This window comes from Aliirhizobium smilacinae, from assembly GCF_006335145.1.
Classification (GTDB): Bacteria; Pseudomonadota; Alphaproteobacteria; order Rhizobiales; family Rhizobiaceae; genus Neorhizobium; species Neorhizobium smilacinae.
On record NZ_VDMN01000008.1, the window covers coordinates 120,232 to 137,108 of the forward strand.

The 16,877-nt window shown below is 58.1% G+C and carries 14 protein-coding genes; 6 read left to right on the top strand and 8 right to left on the bottom strand.

The features are described from left to right. Nucleotides 1–20: 20 nt before the first annotated feature. The 3 genes from FHP24_RS25370 to htpX form a co-directional block, all read right to left on the bottom strand. Nucleotides 21–1,697 (bottom strand): heparinase II/III family protein, encoded by a 1,677-nt coding sequence (locus FHP24_RS25370; protein ID WP_139679109.1) that lies wholly within the window; start codon nucleotides 1,695–1,697, stop codon nucleotides 21–23. A gap of 97 nt (nucleotides 1,698–1,794) precedes the next feature. Next, complete coding sequence (locus tag FHP24_RS25375) at nucleotides 1,795–3,192, bottom strand: RsmB/NOP family class I SAM-dependent RNA methyltransferase (protein WP_394344673.1); 1,398 nt, start codon at nucleotides 3,190–3,192, stop codon at nucleotides 1,795–1,797. Continuing rightward, nucleotides 3,183–4,160 carry a zinc metalloprotease HtpX gene (htpX, locus tag FHP24_RS25380; RefSeq protein ID WP_139679037.1) on the bottom strand — a complete coding sequence of 326 codons (978 nt, stop codon included), beginning with the start codon at nucleotides 4,158–4,160 and terminating at the stop codon, nucleotides 3,183–3,185. The genes FHP24_RS25375 and htpX overlap by 10 nt, the downstream gene beginning before the upstream one ends. 134 nt (nucleotides 4,161–4,294) lie before the next feature. Between htpX and FHP24_RS25385 the strand changes: the two genes are divergently transcribed. Continuing rightward, a complete protein-coding gene (locus FHP24_RS25385) occupies nucleotides 4,295–4,513 on the top strand; it encodes a DUF1674 domain-containing protein (RefSeq protein ID WP_139679038.1) in 219 nt (72 codons plus the stop codon). A gap of 129 nt (nucleotides 4,514–4,642) precedes the next feature. Next, the gene (locus FHP24_RS25390; RefSeq protein WP_139679039.1) at nucleotides 4,643–5,029 is read left to right on the top strand and encodes a thermonuclease family protein; all 387 of its coding nucleotides are present in this window, start codon (nucleotides 4,643–4,645) and stop codon (nucleotides 5,027–5,029) included. 13 nt (nucleotides 5,030–5,042) lie between these two features. Here FHP24_RS25390 and acs read toward each other — a convergent pair whose 3' ends face one another. Continuing rightward, a complete protein-coding gene (gene acs, locus FHP24_RS25395) occupies nucleotides 5,043–6,998 on the bottom strand; it encodes an acetate--CoA ligase (RefSeq protein WP_139679040.1) in 1,956 nt (651 codons plus the stop codon). Between the two features lie 252 nt (nucleotides 6,999–7,250). Between acs and FHP24_RS25400 the strand changes: the two genes are divergently transcribed. After that, a complete protein-coding gene (locus FHP24_RS25400; RefSeq protein WP_139679041.1) occupies nucleotides 7,251–7,961 on the top strand; it encodes a DUF1013 domain-containing protein in 711 nt (236 codons plus the stop codon). Nucleotides 7,962–8,022: 61 nt separating this feature from the next. On the opposite strand, the gene FHP24_RS25405 is transcribed toward FHP24_RS25400, so the two are convergent. Together FHP24_RS25405 and FHP24_RS25410 are read right to left on the bottom strand one after the other, a co-directional pair. After that, nucleotides 8,023–9,957, bottom strand: coding sequence for a propionyl-CoA synthetase (locus FHP24_RS25405; RefSeq protein ID WP_139679042.1), 1,935 nt, complete (start codon nucleotides 9,955–9,957; stop codon nucleotides 8,023–8,025). An 86-nt stretch (nucleotides 9,958–10,043) separates the two neighbouring features. After that, nucleotides 10,044–10,703, bottom strand: a complete 660-nt coding sequence (locus FHP24_RS25410; protein ID WP_139679043.1) for a YggS family pyridoxal phosphate-dependent enzyme — start codon at nucleotides 10,701–10,703, stop codon at nucleotides 10,044–10,046. A gap of 181 nt (nucleotides 10,704–10,884) precedes the next feature. Here FHP24_RS25410 and leuS point away from each other — a divergent pair, with 181 nt between their 5' ends. From leuS to holA, 3 genes are read left to right on the top strand one after another with little or no spacing between them, the layout of a single operon-like run. After that, nucleotides 10,885–13,518 (top strand): leucine--tRNA ligase, encoded by a 2,634-nt coding sequence (gene leuS, locus FHP24_RS25415; protein ID WP_139679044.1) that lies wholly within the window; start codon nucleotides 10,885–10,887, stop codon nucleotides 13,516–13,518. Continuing rightward, nucleotides 13,508–14,068, top strand: coding sequence for a hypothetical protein (locus FHP24_RS25420; RefSeq protein ID WP_246091939.1), 561 nt, complete (start codon nucleotides 13,508–13,510; stop codon nucleotides 14,066–14,068). The genes leuS and FHP24_RS25420 overlap by 11 nt, the downstream gene beginning before the upstream one ends. Further along, a complete protein-coding gene (gene holA / locus FHP24_RS25425) occupies nucleotides 14,056–15,090 on the top strand; it encodes a DNA polymerase III subunit delta (protein WP_139679045.1) in 1,035 nt (344 codons plus the stop codon). Before FHP24_RS25420 ends, holA begins: the two co-directional genes overlap by 13 nt. Before the next feature lie 83 nt (nucleotides 15,091–15,173). Here the strand turns inward: holA and FHP24_RS25430 are convergent, their stop codons facing one another. Then, nucleotides 15,174–16,052: a ParB/RepB/Spo0J family partition protein gene (locus tag FHP24_RS25430; protein WP_139679046.1), complete on the bottom strand. Its 879-nt coding sequence runs from the start codon at nucleotides 16,050–16,052 to the stop codon at nucleotides 15,174–15,176. Between the two features lie 27 nt (nucleotides 16,053–16,079). After that, nucleotides 16,080–16,874 carry a ParA family protein gene (locus FHP24_RS25435; protein WP_139679047.1) on the bottom strand — a complete coding sequence of 265 codons (795 nt, stop codon included), beginning with the start codon at nucleotides 16,872–16,874 and terminating at the stop codon, nucleotides 16,080–16,082. Between the last annotated feature and the right edge of the window lie 3 nt (nucleotides 16,875–16,877).

The window sequence follows — 16,877 nt, forward strand, 5'->3', positions numbered from 1 at the left end:
CTGGCGCCAAGAGGAAACGCCTATTCGCTCCGTCTCAGCATCCAACGGATTTCCCGCAGGCCGGAGACGGGCACTTCGATTGCCAACTGCTGGCTTGGCCGCATCCCGGAGACATCGGCGAAGAAGATATCCTCGTCGATCAGCACATCGAGCCCCGGCGCCGCGAAGATCCAGGTCTCGCCATCCGCAGCGCGCAACGCAACGCTCTCGCCATCCCGGCGGGACAGGTTGATTGCCGGATGAATGTGGAAGCGAACGATGGCCCCCAGATTGTCCTTGTCGTTGCCTTCCTCCGGAATGAGGCGATCGCATCCCTTGATCTTGTCGCCACTTGCGCTGAGTGCAAGCTCTCGCTCATGGGTGTATCCAAAAGCCTCGGCATAGCCATTGTGCCGGGCACGCAGCCAGTCGTTCCCGTGCTTGTCATCCCACCTTTCGACATCGATCTCCGAGACACCCGGCATGAGGATCGAGCCCGCAAAAGCCGAGCTGATCACCCGGCTGGAAGATGTTTCCTCGATGATGACGGTCGAATGAGCCGCGGTGGAGCGCGCAAGATGTTTGTAGAAGCGGTTTGCAAATTTCGGCGAGCCGGAATTGACGATGAAGCGATGGCGACCCGACGACATCTCGAACGAAAGGCAACCCGCATGCGCTCCTCTGGAGGCCATGATCGAGCTCGGGCATCCCGTATCGACGATGATGACCGTGTTATCTGCCGAAAGCCGGTGATAATTCATCTGCGGCAATGCCTTGAACGGTTTCCCGGCAGACTCGTCGTAACGCAGCACTGACATCAGCTCGCTGGCCGAGGTCGAGCCTGCGCCGTTGAACAGCGCAAGATCGCCATCCTGATGGCGAAAGAAGCGCAAGGCAGGATACATGCGATCGACCGCCGGGATAAGCTTTTGCGGCACATCGTAACCCAGGTTGATATAGGTCTGCCGCAACGGCAAAAGATCGATCAGGATATCCAGCATGGCACGCGGGTTGCGGGAAACATGTCCGCCGTCGGCCAGGATCTGGCGGTCGAGCTCCCGATCCAGAAGCGCCGCCTCTCGTTTGATCCCTGTAATCCGCCTCGGAAGTGACAGCGATGCCATTGCCAGCGCCGTCCTGACCCTGAGCCTGCTTTCGGCATCCGGGCAGCTACCGGCTATCTTCCTGAGATAGCTGATCTGGTAAGCAAGGCTCTTCATGAAGCGGCGATAAAAGCCTGCTTCGGCAGCGTGAAGAATGATCGTCGAGTGGGAAAGCCATGCAATCACGCGTGTCGCCACCACATTCGGCTCCCATCCTATGCCACGACGCCTGCGGCCATGAATGCCGATCCAGTCCGAAACAATGTGTCTGGCATGCGCGCAGCCTGCCTCGGTCTTCTCCGCACGAATGTGACGAAGCCATCCAAAGCCATGCAGACGCTCGGCAAAAGCGCGCGACGGCAGCTCAAGCTCGAATGGAGAATCTCCCAATGTTTCGAGAACTCTTCCCGCCAGGGGAAAGCGCCCGTCGAAAATCTCATGCGCGATGAAGGGATCGACGGGGCGCAGGTCGGTCGGGGCAACGATGAGCCGTTCGGGAACCGAGGAGAGAGGAGCAGACAATGCGACGCGATAAGGTGCGATGCGAAGGCGTAAACGCCGCCGCATTTCCTTCATACCGGAAGCCAGAAGCCTTCGGCGGTCGGCGAGCCGCATGGTCACTCTGGTTTCTCCGCCGGAATGGTTGTCGCTAGATCAGCTGAATCAATTTTAGATGGATGGCAAGTATGTGGCCGTTATGGTGAACAAAACCTTACTCGACGCGCAGCACGCTGGCAAAGAAACCATCCATGCCGCCGGAAAAACCATCCGAAGGCGGGACCATGGCCGGAGTAGTCCTGAAATCCCCTTGAGGTGTGATCGCATTTTCAAGCCCTGGCCAATTCGCCGGGTCGATCGGCACCCTTTTTACCGAAGGGGTGTCGGCCAGAACCTGTTTGACGAGGTCCTCGCCTTCGAGAGGGTCCAGCGAACAATTCGAAAAGACGACCACGCCACCGGTTTTCACCAGCGTTAGCGCATGGCGCAGCATCTTTTCCTGCAGCGTGGCAAGCTTCTGGATATCCTGCATGCTCTTGGTCCAGAGCACATCCGGATGCCGACGGGTGGTACCCGTAGACGAGCAGGGCGCGTCCAGAAGTACGCCGTCAAATTTTTCCTCGGGCGCGTAATGGAAGAGATCACCTGATACCAGCTCAGCCGTCATCTCGAGACGTGCAAGATTTTCCTTCAGACGGACAAGACGATTGTTCGATTGCTCGACTGCCGTGACCTGCGCACCGGCCGCGATCAGCTGTGCCGTCTTGCCGCCCGGAGCGGCGCAAAGATCAGCCACCCGTTTGCCCTTCAGATCGCCGAACAGCTTGGCGGGAATGCTGGCGGCAACATCCTGAACCCACCATTCGCCCTGATCGAAACCTTCAAGCCCCGTCACCGAACCTTCGAACGCTCCAAGACGGATGCTTCCTGTCGGCAAAAGCTTGCCGCCGAGCTTTTCCGCCCAAGCCTGCGGGTTATCCTTGACCGTGAGATCGATCGCAGCCGGTGTCAGCTGCGCCTCGGCGATCCGGGCAGCTTCCACTTCACCATAAGCCTTGACGAGCCGCGTCCGGAACCAGCCCGGCACCGGCGAAACCGATGCAGTGGCTGCCAGAACCTCGTCCTTTTCGCGCACCAGCCGGCGCAGAACTGCATTGACGAGCTTGGCAAAACGGCGATTGCGCGGGTCGCGATTGGCCTGTTCGACAGCAAGGTCGACAACCGCATGCGAGGGCACATCGAGATGCAGGATCTGCGCGGCCGCAACGATCAGCACGTGGTGCAGCGCCCGCGCACCGTCCGGCAGAGGGGTCTCGATCAACGAGGCGATGGCTGCCTCGAGCCGCGGCAGATGGCGAAGAGAGGTGGTGAGAATGGCACGCGTCAGCGCGCGGTCGGCATCGTTCAGAACCTTGTAGGCCGCATTGCCGTGGGTAAGATCCAGCATGCCGTCGAGCGAGATCTTTCGATCCACGGCAGCGGCGAGCAGTTTTGCGGCGGTTGCCCTCACCTCAAATCCGGGTTTCCTCGGTTCGACATGTGGGCGAGCAGGTGCCGGCGTCTTTGGCGAGTGCTTATGGGGCTTTTTGTTTTTTATCTCGTTCAAGACCAGGGACCTTTACGCGGTTCATCCGATCCGCGGCCCCAAGGATTGTTTGCGCCAGCATTTGGCACGGAGCGCGCGGTGCGCTGCGATCTATCAGCCGAAGACGGCCGCGTCGAGCCACCACCGCGAAACTCGCCTGCCATCTGCTGAAGGGCAGCGATGCGGTTGTCCGTATTCGGGTGCGTAGAGAACAAGTTATCCATGCGCTCGCCCGAAAGCGGATTGATGATAAACATATGCGCGGTTGCCGGATTACGCTCAGCATCCTGGTTGGGAATGGCATGAGCGGCACCCGCGATCTTGGCAAGCGCCGAAGCAAGCCACATCGGGTTGCCACAGATTTCCGCGCCGCGGCGATCGGCCGAATATTCGCGGGTCCTGCTGATCGCCATCTGTACTAGCATGGCAGCGAAAGGTGCCACGATCATCGCCACCAATACACCGATAAAGCCGAGCGGGTTGCTGTTGTTCTCACGGTTGCCGCTAAAGAAAAAGGCAAAATTACCGAGCATGGAAATCGCACCGGCAAACGTCGCGGTGATCGTCATGATCAGCGTATCGCGATTCTGCACATGCGCCAGTTCATGCGCCATGACGCCGGCGACTTCTTCGTGAGTAAGCCGCTGTAGAAGACCGGTCGATGCGGCAACGGCCGAATTTTCGGGGTTACGGCCTGTCGCGAAGGCATTCGGCTGGGGGTTGTCGTAGATATAGACTTTCGGCATCGGCAGACCGGCATTGGCCGACAGGTCGCGAATCATCCGATAGAATTCCGGTGCAGTGCGCTCATCCACTTCCTGTGCATGATAGGCGCCGAGCACCATCTTGTCCGAATTCCAGTAGGAAAACAGGTTCATACCGGCTGCGATCACCAGTGCGATCATCATGCCGCCCTTGCCGCCGATCAGAAATCCGACACCCATGAACAGGGCAGTCATGAAGGCCAGAAGCATGGCGGTGCGCATCACATTCATCGTCATCTCTCCGTTGCCGATTTCTCGCCTCGGCGATCTGAAACATCGTCGAGGGTTTTCTAGCGGTTGTGAACGCCTTATCATGTGGTCAATTCGACCTGAATTTTCAATAAACCTTGCGGTGATGCGAAAACATGCAAAGCGCGGACAACGACAACATGGAAAACATTTTCGAAGAAGGCGTCACGAAAAAGCCGCTTTCCCCAGCGGCGCAGCGTGCCCTCAGAGAAGCGGAAGAGCGTCGTCAGGCAGAGGCCAAGGCCGCGATGCCGGAGGAATTCGGCGGCCGCGGCGGAGCAGATCCGGCTCGTTTCGGTGATTGGGAAATCAACGGCCGCGCCATTGACTTCTGAACGATCGCCGCCGCGATAAGATAAAATTCCTATTGACTTCGATCGTTGATCGGAATTTATTCCTTTCATGATCAAACTGCTGTTACTGGTTGCGGGCATTGTATCGGGCTTTACTTTACAGCCAATGCGATGGCGCGCGATGAAATCTCCGGGCCGGTTTCCGCCGAAATTATTCGGGTTGTCGATGGAGATACGCTTCTGGTCGAAGCCCAGCCTTGGCCGCAGCAGAAGATGGAGGTCTATGTCCGCGTTCGCGGCATCGATGCGCCGGAACTCAAGTCGAAATGTGAGGCCATACGGTCAGCCGGAATGGATGCTCGCCATGCACTCGAAACCCTGGCGGCACAATCGTCCCGAATTCAGCTCACGCGGATCTCCGGAGACAAGTATTTCGGCCGCATCGTCGCCGACGTGATCCTGTCCGACGGCAATAGCGTGGCGGACAGCCTGCTGCTCGCGGGCCTTGTTCGAACCTATGACGGCGGCCGCAAGCCGAGAGAGACTTGCGGCAGCTGATTATGCGGAAAGGTCAGGCATGCACCTTGTTCTGCCGGTTGGCGATCAGGTCATCCACGACTGCGGGATCGGCAAGCGTCGACGTATCCCCGAGCGCGCCGAAATCATCCTCGGCAATCTTGCGCAGGATGCGCCGCATGATCTTGCCTGACCGGGTTTTCGGCAGGCCCGGCGAGAACTGGATCTTGTCCGGTGCCGCAATCGGCCCGATCTCGTTGCGGACATGCTTGGTGAGTTCCTGCCGCAGCTCGTCGGTCCCGTCATTGCCAGCCATCAGCGTGACATAGCAGTATATGCCCTGACCCTTGATCCCATGCGGATATCCGACGACGGCCGCCTCCGAAACGAGGTGGTGCGAGACGAGTGCCGACTCCACCTCGGCTGTGCCGAGGCGGTGGCCGGATACGTTGAGCACGTCATCGACGCGACCGGTGATCCAGTAATACCCGTCCTCGTCGCGCCGGCAGCCGTCACCGGTGAAATATTTCCCCTTATAGGTGGAAAAATATGCCTGCACGAAACGGTCGTGGTCTCCATAAAGCGTCCGCATCTGCCCTGGCCAGCTATCGATGATGCACAGATTGCCGTCCGCCGCCCCTTCGAGAACATTGCCCTCGTTATCGACCAGCTGCGGTTTGACACCGAAAAATGGCTTTGTCGCCGATCCGGGTTTCAGATCGGTGACGCCGGGCAGCGGCGTGATCATGTGCCCACCGGTTTCAGTCTGCCACCACGTGTCCACGATAGGGCAGCGCTTCTCGCCGACCACGTTGTAATACCACTCCCAGGCTTCGGGATTGATCGGCTCCCCGACCGTGCCGAGCAGACGAAGGCTCTCGCGCGAAGATCGCTTGACGAAATCGTCACCTGCCCCGATCAGCGAGCGGATTGCAGTCGGCGCCGTGTAAAATATGTTGACCTTGTGCTTGTCGACGATCTCCCAGAAACGTCCCTGATCCGGGAAGTTCGGCACGCCCTCAAACATCAGTGTCGTGGCGCAGTTGGCCAGCGGCCCGTAGACGAGATAGGAATGGCCGGTGACCCAGCCGACATCGGCCGTGCACCAGTAGATATCACCGTCCTGATAATCGAATGTGTATTCATGCGTCATCGCCGCATAAACGAGATAACCACCGGTCGTGTGCAGCACACCCTTCGGCTTGCCGGTCGAGCCTGACGTGTAGAGGATGAACAGCGGATCTTCAGCCTTCATCTTCACCGGCTCACAATGGCCCTTCACCGTCGCGATTTCCTGATGATACCAGATATCGCGACCCGGAGCCCAATTGGTCTTTCCGCCGGTACGACGGACGACCAGAACCTTGTTCACCGTCACATATTGGCGAGCCGCGATATGGATCGCCTTGTCGGTATTTTCCTTGAGCGGCACCGGCTTGCCGCCACGCACGCCCTCGTCGCAGGTGATGACGAAGGTGGACTGGCAATCGACGATACGACCCGCCAGCGCTTCCGGCGAAAATCCGCCGAACACGACCGAATGCACCGCGCCGATGCGGGCGCAGGCGAGCATGGCATAGGCTGCTTCCGGGATCATCGGCATGTAGATGGTAACTCGATCGCCTTTCTTGACGCCATGCTTCTTCAGCACATTCGCCATCCGGCAGACCTGATCATAGAGCTGGTTATAGGTTATCTTCTTGTCGATATAGGGATTGTCACCCTCCCAGATAATCGCCGTCCGTTCTCCGTGTGTTTTCAGGTGACGGTCGATGCAATTGTAGGAGACATTCGTCAGCCCGTCTTCGAACCACTTGATCGAGACCCTGCCTTTGAAGGAGGTATTCTTGACCTTGGTATAGGGCCTGAACCAGTCGATACGCCGGCCGTGCTTGCCCCAGAACTTATCCGGATCCTCGACGCTCTCCTCGTACCATTTCTCGTATTTTTCCTTGTCGATGAGCGCCTTAGCCCTGGTGGACTTGAGAACCGGATAGATTTTTTCGGACATGGAACTCCTCCCTCATTGGCATCGCCAACCTTGCTTTGGTCAACGGTGCGACATTTTGGCATTCATAACAATTGGGGCGGGAGCGGCAATTAGACAAATGGCGGTGAAGGCCTGAAAGATGATCGACACGGATCGTGTTTCAGAGAATTGCAATTCTGTCCTAATTCGATTATACGGCGATAAATTCCCGGAAATTGTGGTTGATACCCACGGCCCGCGACACCGGCGCGGACGGACAGAGGAACTATACCCATGGCTCAACAATTGCTTATGCCGAAGGCCACCGCAGTATGGCTTGTCGACAATACGGCCCTTTCCTTCGACCAGATCGCGCAGTTCTGCAAACTGCATCCGCTCGAGGTGAAAGCGATCGCCGATGGCGAAGCTGCCCAGGGTATCAAGGGCCTCGACCCGATCGCCACCGGTCAGTTGTCCCGCGATGAAATCGAACGCGGTGAAAAGGACATCAATCACAAGCTGAAACTGTCCGAGCCGAAGGTTCGCGTTCCGGAATCGAAGCGCCGCGGCCCGCGCTACACGCCGGTTTCGAAGCGCCAGGATCGCCCGAACGCCATTCTCTGGCTGGTTCGCAACCATCCGGAACTCAAGGATGCCCAGATCTCGCGTCTCGTCGGCACCACCAAGTCGACGATCGAACAGATCCGCGAGCGCACCCACTGGAATGCCGCCAACCTGGCGCCGATGGATCCGGTAACACTCGGCCTTTGCTCGCAGATCGATCTCGACCTTGAAGTCGAAAAGGCTTCCAAGGGTCGTCCGCTGCCGACAGCCGCCGAACTCGGCGCTTCCCTGCAGCCGGCTTCCGAGACCGAAAACCTCGGCTTCGGCAATTATCGCAGCGAACGTGAGGAAGAGAAGGAAATCGACGCAGACGCCGTCTTTGCCAAGCTCTCTTCGCTCAAGTCGACTCGTACCGACGACGAGGAAGAAGATCGCTTCTGATCCTTCTCCGTATGAAATTAGAAAAGCCCTGGATCACCTCCGGGGCTTTTTTGTTTTTGGCTCACTTGACCGGCGCTGCAACGGTCTTGTCTTCATGGGCAAAGCCGTTTTTCCATAACGTTTCCCGCACCACATCCAGCGTCGCTGGGTCCTCGATCGTCGCCGGCATGGTCCAGGGCATGTCGTCGGCAATCTTCTGCATCGTGCCACGCAGTATCTTGCCGGAGCGTGTCTTGGGCAGCTTTGGGACAACCATGACGGTCTTGAAGGCGGCAACCGGTCCGATCTCGTCACGGACCATCCCAGCCACCTCAGCGGCGATCTCAGACGTTTCCCGTGAAACATGGTTCTTCAATACGAGGAAGCCGCAAGGGATTTGGCCTTTGACGCGGTCCTTTACGCCGATCACCGCACATTCGGCGACGTCCGGGTGTTTTGCGCAAACCTCTTCCATGGATCCGGTCGAAAGACGGTGCCCGGCGCAATTGATGATATCGTCCGTGCGCGCCATTACAAAAACGTAACCGTCATCATCGATGACACCGGCATCAGCCGTTTTGTAATAGCCGGGAAATTCGTCGAGGCAGCTTTCGCGAAACCGCGCATCGGCATTCCAGAAGCTGACAAGGCAACCGGGCGGCAAGGGCAGCCTGATCGCGATGTTTCCGAGCGTATGAGGCGGTACCGGCTTGCCGGCATCGTCAAGAACGTCGACTGCATAACCCGGCATCGGCCGCGTCGGCGAACCATGCTTGAACGGCATCAGCCCCAGGCCAACGGTGTTCGCGGCAATCGGCCAACCGGTTTCCGTCTGCCACCAGTGATCGATCACCGGAACCTTCAACTTTTCTTCCGCCCATCTCAACGTCTCAGAGTCCGCCCGCTCGCCGGCTAGGAAAAGCGCGCGAAGGCCAAGAAGATCGTAATTCTCCACGAACTCGCCTTCGGGATCGTCACGCCGGATGGCGCGAAACGCCGTCGGCGCGGTGAACAGCACCTTCACGTCGTATTCGGCAGCAACTCGCCAGAAGGTGCCGGCATCGGGTGTACCGACCGGCTTGCCTTCGAAAATAATGCTCGTATTGCCGTTCAGCAGCGGCGCGTAGACGATGTAGGAATGCCCCACCACCCAGCCGATATCCGAGGCCGTCCAGAACACCTCGCCGGGCGCCATGCCGAAGATATTCGGCATGCTCCACTGTAGCGCCACCATGTGCCCGCCATTGTCGCGCACCACGCCCTTGGGCTGTCCCGTCGTGCCGGACGTATAAAGGATGTAGAGCGGATCGGTCGCCTTGACCGGCACGCATTCGATCTCGCGCCCGCGCGCCTTGTCCACCAGCTCTGTGAAGTCGAACTCACCGCGCTCCGGGTTTATCGCGGCATTGAGCTCCGGTCGCTGCAGGATGAGGCAATGATCCGGTTTCGCCATTGCCAGCTCGATCGCCTTCTCAAGCAACGGCTTGTAGGCAACCACCCGGCCGGGCTCCAGTCCGCAGCTTGCCGAGATGATCAGTTTCGCTTCCGAATCATTCAGTCTTGCCGCAAGCTCCTGCGCAGCAAATCCTCCGAAGACGACGGAATGCACGGCGCCGAGACGGGCGCAGGCGAGCATGGAAAATACCGCTTCCGGGACCATCGGCATGTAGATGACGACCCTGTCGCCCTTGCCGATGCCGAGATCGCGCAGCACCGCCGCAATCGCCTTAACCTCGGTCAGAACCTCGGCATAGGTGAACGACTTTTTCGCACCATTCATCACGCTGTCGTAGATGAAGGCCCTCTGTTCGCCCCGCCCTGCTGCGACATGCCGGTCAAGGCAGTTGTAACAGGTATTGGTCTCACCGCCGACGAACCAACGGCCATAGACGCCCTGGCTTTGATCGAAGATCTTCTCCGGCTGCTTGAACCAGTCGATCGCATCGGCCGCGTCTCGCCAGAACTCTTCGGGATTATTCTCCCATGCACGATAAACGTCGAAATAGCGGCTTTGCATATGCACCTCCCGTTACATGAGCCTAGCCTGATAAACCCAATCTAGGCCGCGGAGGGAGTGCCGGAAAGCCCGACGAAGGAGTTAGATCAGCGTGTGCCGAAAATGGCGGAACCGACCCGGACGCTGGTTGCGCCGAACTCGACCGCCGTTTCGAAATCGCCGGACATGCCCATGGAGAGCTTTTCGACGCCGCATTGCTTGGCGAGTTTTTCAAGAAGTGCGAAATGCGGCCCCGGATTTTCGTCCGCGGGCGGAATGCACATCAGGCCTTCGATCGAAAGACCGAGTTCCTTGCGGCAGAGCTCCACGAAAGCTGCGGTTTCCTTCGGCTCGATACCGGCCTTTTGCGCTTCCAGCCCTGTATTGACCTGCACATAAAGCTTGGGCGATTTGCCCTGCCTCTTCATCTCCTCGGAGAGCGCGCGGGCGATTTTCTCCCGATCGACCGTTTCGATCACGTCAAACAGTGCAATCGCGTCGGCCGCCTTGTTGGATTGTAGCGGTCCGATCAGATGCAATTCTATGTCCGAGGTCTCGGCCTTCAGTTCCGGCCATTTTCCCTGGCTCTCTTGCACCCGGTTTTCGCCAAACACACGCTGGCAGGCAGCGATGACAGGGCGAATCGCATCGGCATCGAAGGTTTTGGAAACGGCAACGAGCGTCACGCTGCCCGCTGGACGCCCGGCATATTTCTCAGCCTTGGCAATCTTGCCCTTCACGTCCTGCAACCGCTCTTCGATATCCATCGCCCACATCCTTTTATGCATTTCTTGTGAGATCAGCGATTAAAGCCCATATGAGGCTCTGCCAAGGGCATTCGGCATCAAAGTTTGACACCCCGCAAGCCTCAAAAACTTGACGCTTGCGGCCATTCATGGTGAAGGTCTGCCCGACTCTTTTATCCTGATTTCCCGGAATATCATCCAGATGGCGACTGAACGTTACAACCCGCGCGATGCCGAACCCCGTTGGCAGCAGAAATGGAACGAGGCGAAGGTTTTCGAAACCGATAACGCCGACCCGCGGGAAAAATATTACGTCCTAGAAATGTTCCCTTACCCGTCCGGCCGTATCCACATGGGCCACGTGCGTAACTATGCGATGGGCGACGTCGTGGCGCGTTACAAGCGTGCCCGCGGTTTCAACGTACTGCACCCGATGGGCTGGGATGCGTTCGGCATGCCGGCGGAAAATGCTGCGCGTGACAACAACACCCATCCAAAATCCTGGACCTACCAGAACATCGAGTCGATGAAGAAGCAGCTGAAGGCCATGGGCCTGTCGCTGGACTGGTCACGCGAATTCGCCACCTGCGACGTGAAGTATTACCAGCAGCAGCAGCATCTCTTCCTCGACATGATGGAAAAGGGTCTGGTCTATCGCAAGCAATCGAAGGTCAACTGGGATCCGGTCGACCAGACGGTTCTGGCCAACGAGCAGGTCATCGATGGCCGCGGATGGCGCTCCGGCGCGCTGGTTGAACAGCGCGAGCTGGTTCAGTGGTTCTTCAAGATCACCGATTTCAGCCAAGACCTGCTGGATGAGCTAGATCACCTGGATCAGTGGCCGGAAAAGGTCCGCCTGATGCAGAAGAACTGGATCGGCCGTTCGGAAGGCATGGCACTGCGCTGGGAAATCGTCTCCTCGACGGCTCCGGCCGGCGAAACCGAAGTGACGGTCTACACGACCCGACCGGACACGTTGTTCGGCGCTTCCTTCCTGGCGATCGCTGCAGACCATCCGCTGGCCAAGGCTGCAGCGGCAAAGAATCCGGCTATCGAATCCTTTGCCGACGAATGCCGTCGGCAGGGAACGTCTCTGGCTGCTCTGGAAACCGCCGAGAAAAAAGGCATAGATACAGGCGTCCGCGTCAGGCATCCGCTGGATCCTGCGTTGGAACTGCCTGTCTATGTCGCGAATTTCGTGCTGATGGAATATGGCACCGGCGCCATCTTCGGCTGCCCGTCCGGTGACCAGCGCGACCTGGATTTTGCCCGCAAATACGGTCTGCCGGTAATCCCGGTCGTCATGCCGGCAGATGGCGACGCCGCAACCTTCGAAGTCGGTGAAACCGCCTATACCGACGACGGCATCATGATCAACTCCCGGTTCCTGGATGGCAAGCCCACCGGCGAAGCTTTCGGGATCGTCGCTGACAAGCTGTCCGAACAGATGCTGGCCGGCACGCCGCAGGGCGAGCGCAAGGTCAATTTCCGCCTGCGCGACTGGGGCATTTCCCGCCAGCGTTATTGGGGCTGCCCTATCCCGGTCATCCATTGCGAGGTCTGCGGTGTCGTTCCGGTGCCGAAGAAAGACCTGCCGGTAAAGCTGCCGGACGATGTCACATTCGATCTGCCCGGCAATCCGCTGGACCGCCATCCGACCTGGCGCCATGTTTCTTGCCCGCAATGCGGCCACGATGCCCGTCGCGAGACGGATACGATGGATACGTTCGTAGATTCCAGCTGGTATTTTACCCGCTTTACTGCACCGTGGCAGAGCGAGCCGACGGATCCCGCAGTCGCCAACCACTGGCTGCCGGTCGATCAGTATATCGGCGGCATCGAGCACGCGATCCTGCATCTGCTCTACTCCCGTTTCTTCACCCGCGCCATGCGCGAAACCGGCCACGTGAGCGTCAAGGAGCCTTTCAAGGGCCTCTTCACCCAAGGCATGGTGGTGCACGAAACCTATCGTCTCGGAGAGTCCGGCCAGAATGGCGAATGGGTTGCACCGGCTGATATCAGCATCGAGGAAATCGACGGGAAACGGACTGCCACGCTTCTGAGGAGCGGCGAAGAGGTGACGATCGGCTCGATCGAAAAGATGTCGAAGTCGAAGAAGAATGTCGTCGATCCGGACGATATCATCGCCTCCTACGGTGCCGATACCGCGCGTTTCTTTGTGCTGTCCGATAGTCCTCCGGATCGTGACGTCATCTGGTCTGAAGCCGGCGTCGACGGCGCACATCGTTTCACACAGCGCCTGTGGCGTCTGATCTCGGAAGCTGCCGAAAACCTGAAGCCGGTTTCACCGACTCCGGCGACGGAAGGTGAGGGGCTGGCAATCTCCCAGCTCGCTCACAAGACGCTGCAAGCGGTTCAGGGCGATCTCGACAAGCTGTCCTTCAACAAGGCTGTGGCACGCATCTATGAGCTCGTGAATGCGCTCGCAGCGCCGTTGACGGATGTTGCCGCCGGCAAGGGCGATGCCGCCTATCGCGCAGCCGTTCGCAATGCGGCCGAAATCCTGATCCAGATCGTCGCACCAATGACGCCGCATCTGGCCGAGGAATGCTGGACCGTACTTGGCAACGGCGAAATGGTGTCGAAAACGGCATGGCCGAAATATGATGAAGCGCTGGTCGTTGAGAACGATGTCACGCTGCCCGTGCAGATCAACGGCAAGAAACGTGGCGAATTGACAATCGCGCGCGACGCGGATCAAAGTGCTGTCGAAGCTGCAGTTCTGGCGCTGGATGCGGTAAAGGCAGCTCTTGACGGACGGACGCCGAAGAAGATCATCGTTGTCCCACAGAGGATCGTGAACATTGTTGCCTGACCGCTCATCACTGCCGCGCCGCACCGCTCTCCTGCTAGGCCTCGCACTCAGCGTAGGGCTAGCCGGTTGCCAGGTGCGACCGCTTTACTCGCAAGCCGGTGGCACGGTTCCCAAACTCGCGTCCGTCGGTTTTTCGGAGCCCAAGAATCGTATCGAACAGGTGGTTCGTAACGAACTTGTTTTCTTGGCCGCTGGCGGTGCTGGCGAACCATTGAATCCGGCTTACAATCTAACCCTTCATGTCTCCAGCACGGCATCCAATGTGCTCGACGATGACGGCTTGGTGGAAGCCAGCGTCCCCGTCCCTGGACGTGTCCAGGTCACGGGTTCCTATACGTTTACCCGCGCCAGCGATGGCCAGGTTCTCAAGCGTAGTGAACATTCCAGCGTTTCGCTGATCGATGTGTCGCGTCAGAGCTTCGCCAAGCTGCGTGCCATCCGGGACGGTGAAAATCGCGCTGCCCGGGAACTGGCAGAATTCATTCGTGCGGATATCGCCATCGTGCTCGCCAAGGAACCTCCGCTGCAGCAAGCCGCATGGCAGAAATAAAGTCGCATGAGTTCGAGCGCTTCCTTGAAAAGGGCGCCGAGCTCTATCGCTTCTACGTCATCTACGGTCCTGATCGAGGCCTCGTCTCGGAAAGAGCCAACCTCATAGCCAAGCGCAGCGGCGTTGCGCTCGACGATCCTTTTGCGCTTCTCAAGCTCGACGCATCGGATCTCCAGGGTGATCCCGGCCGCCTTATTGACGAAGTCAATGCGCTTGGTCTCTTCGGCGGCGACAAGCTCATATGGCTGCGTGGCGTAAACAACGAGAAGCCTGTTCTGGATGCAGTACAGACGATTCTGGGGCAGGGGTCGCCAGCCAACACGCTTCTCATTGAAGCTGGTGACCTGAAGAAGGGAAGCGGCCTCAGGAAGATCGTTGAACCGTCCAGAGCTGTGGCGGTGATTCCTTGTTACGCCGACGATACTCGCGCACTCAATTCCCTCATCGATACTGAGCTGGCGAGCGAATCGCTGACAATCAGCAGTGACGCGCGCCAGCGCCTTATAGAGCAATTGGGTGGCGACCGCGTGGCATCTCGCAACGAGATCCGCAAGCTTGCCCTCTACTGCCGCGGATTGGGCAGGATCGAGGAAAACCACGTCGATGAGATCATCGGTGATGCGAGCAGCGTATCCGCTGATGATGCCGTCGATGCCATATTGATCGGTGACCTTCCGGCCTTTCATCGTGCCTTCCAGAAGATCCTGTCATCCAAGACCCCGCTCTTTCTCATTCTGCAGTCATGCCTGAAACAGTTTCAACTGCTCGACACGATGAAAATCGAGATGGAAGAAAAACGGACACCGGCCAACCAGGTGATGATGACGCTTGGCCGACATATCCATTTCAAGCGCAAGCCGGTTTTTGAAAGAGCCCTGAAGTCTTGGAGGCCGGATGCGGTCGGTCGCGAGGCTGCGCGCATCCAGTCAGCAGTGCTTATGTCCCGTCAGAGACAAAGCCTTGAGCCGAGCATCGTATTTCACGCTTTGCTGGGCGCAGCGCTGCAGGCGTCGAGGCAATAAAAATGTGCCGCACAAACCCCTGCAAGGTTTTTACGCGACACGTGGCATTCTATATCTCATGTAGTCAAAAGAATTGCGGGCCTTTAGCGACGCTCCAGCAACCGGCAGATTTCCTCAAGCTGCTCGAGGGTCTTGTAGGAAATCTTGATCTGGCCTGGACCACCCTTGTGGTTGATTTTCACTTCAAGTCCGAGTGAGTCCGTCAGCGTGCGTTCCAGCGCTACCGTATCGGAATCCTTCTCCGGCTTGGCTGCGGCCTGCGGTTCTGATTGCGAGCGGATGTCGTTCTGCGCAAGTCGCTCAGCGTCACGGACGGACATCCCTCTCGCAATGACTGCCTTTGCAAGTGCGATCGGATCGGAAGTCGGGATCAATGCGCGCGCATGACCGGCGGAAAGCGTGCCTGACGACAGCATGTCTCTGACCGGCGAGGGCAGCTTGAGAAGCCGCAGGCTGTTTGCCACATGGCTGCGGCTCTTGCCGATAATGTCGCCCAGATCGTTCTGGGTATAACCGTGCTCGGCAATGAGTTGCTCATAACCCAAGGCTTCTTCCAGCGGATTGAGGTCCGAACGCTGGACGTTTTCGACAATCGCTATTTCGAGCGCTGTCCTGTCATCGACATTGCGCACGATAACCGGAACTTCGACCAGACCTGCAAGCTGGGCCGCACGCCAGCGGCGTTCGCCGGCGATGATCTCGAATTGCCCGTCTGGAAGCGTCCGCGTGACCACAGGTTGAACGATGCCATGCTGGCGGATCGAACTCGCCAGATCCTGCAACTCGCTCTCGTCAAAATAACGGCGTGGGTTACGTGGGTTACGCGTAATGTTTTCGATCGGGACCATGCGGTCCGGATTGACGTTGGCAGGCGCATTGCCTGTCGGCATCGGCTGATCCATCTCACCGATCAGCGCTGCCAGTCCGCGCCCCAGGCGCCGCTTTGAAACATCGTCGTTCATACGCTTTACCCTGTCTAATGCGTCTTCTTATGCTGCGACCTTGCGCATTCTTTCGCGCTGGATGACTTCCGAGGCCAACTGGAGATAGGCCTGGCTTCCTGCGCACTTCAGGTCATAAAGGATAGCCGGCTTACCATATGACGGTGCTTCGGAAACCCGGACGTTTCTTGGGATCAGCGTCTGGTAGACCTTCTCTCCCAGATAGGTGCGCACATCGTTCACGACCTGCTGAGCCAGATTGTTGCGTGCGTCAAACATGGTTAAAACTATGCCTTGGATATCAAGCTTCGGATTGACCGTACGGCGAACCTGATCAACTGTCTCAAGCAACTGGCTCAATCCCTCGAGAGCGAAGAACTCGCACTGCAAGGGAACAAGGACAGAATCGGCAGCGGCCATCGCGTTCATCGTCAGAAGGTTGAACGAAGGAGGGCAATCCAGCAGGATGTAATCAAATTTTTCGGCGCCCTCGGAAACAAGCGCCTTTTTCAGGCGAAAAGCTCTGTCTGAAGCCTGGGAGATTTCCATCTCAAAACCAAGCAGGTCCATAGTCGATGGGACGATGGACAGATTTGGAACGGCAGTTTCGACAGCAGCCCCACCGACGGAAGCTTCACCAACAAGAATATCGTAGGACGATATTTTGCGATTGCGGCGATCGATGCCAAGCCCGGTGCTCGCATTGCCCTGGGGATCCAGATCAACAATCAGGACTCTCTGGCCAATCGCAGCCAGTGCCGTCGCGAGGTTTATGGCCGTCGTCGTTTTGCCGACGCCACCTTTTTGATTTGCGATTGTGATGATCCGACGCTTATCAAACATCCA

What these genes read in the sequence shown, in the direction of transcription:
- FHP24_RS25390 (WP_139679039.1), top strand. Translation starts at nt 4,643, where the DNA reads ATGGCGCGCGATGAAATCTCCGGGCCGGTTTCCGCCGAAATTATTCGG.
- acs (WP_139679040.1), bottom strand. Translation starts at nt 6,998, where the DNA reads ATGTCCGAAAAAATCTATCCGGTTCTCAAGTCCACCAGGGCTAAGGCG.
- holA (WP_139679045.1), top strand. Translation starts at nt 14,056, where the DNA reads ATGGCAGAAATAAAGTCGCATGAGTTCGAGCGCTTCCTTGAAAAGGGC.
- FHP24_RS25370 (WP_139679109.1), bottom strand. Translation starts at nt 1,697, where the DNA reads ATGCGGCTCGCCGACCGCCGAAGGCTTCTGGCTTCCGGTATGAAGGAA.
- FHP24_RS25400 (WP_139679041.1), top strand. Translation starts at nt 7,251, where the DNA reads ATGGCTCAACAATTGCTTATGCCGAAGGCCACCGCAGTATGGCTTGTC.
- htpX (WP_139679037.1), bottom strand. Translation starts at nt 4,160, where the DNA reads ATGAATGTGATGCGCACCGCCATGCTTCTGGCCTTCATGACTGCCCTG.
- FHP24_RS25435 (WP_139679047.1), bottom strand. Translation starts at nt 16,874, where the DNA reads ATGTTTGATAAGCGTCGGATCATCACAATCGCAAATCAAAAAGGTGGC.
- FHP24_RS25405 (WP_139679042.1), bottom strand. Translation starts at nt 9,957, where the DNA reads ATGCAAAGCCGCTATTTCGACGTTTATCGTGCATGGGAGAATAATCCC.
- leuS (WP_139679044.1), top strand. Translation starts at nt 10,885, where the DNA reads ATGGCGACTGAACGTTACAACCCGCGCGATGCCGAACCCCGTTGGCAG.
- FHP24_RS25410 (WP_139679043.1), bottom strand. Translation starts at nt 10,703, where the DNA reads ATGGATATCGAAGAGCGGTTGCAGGACGTGAAGGGCAAGATTGCCAAG.
- FHP24_RS25430 (WP_139679046.1), bottom strand. Translation starts at nt 16,052, where the DNA reads ATGAACGACGATGTTTCAAAGCGGCGCCTGGGGCGCGGACTGGCAGCG.
- FHP24_RS25385 (WP_139679038.1), top strand. Translation starts at nt 4,295, where the DNA reads ATGCAAAGCGCGGACAACGACAACATGGAAAACATTTTCGAAGAAGGC.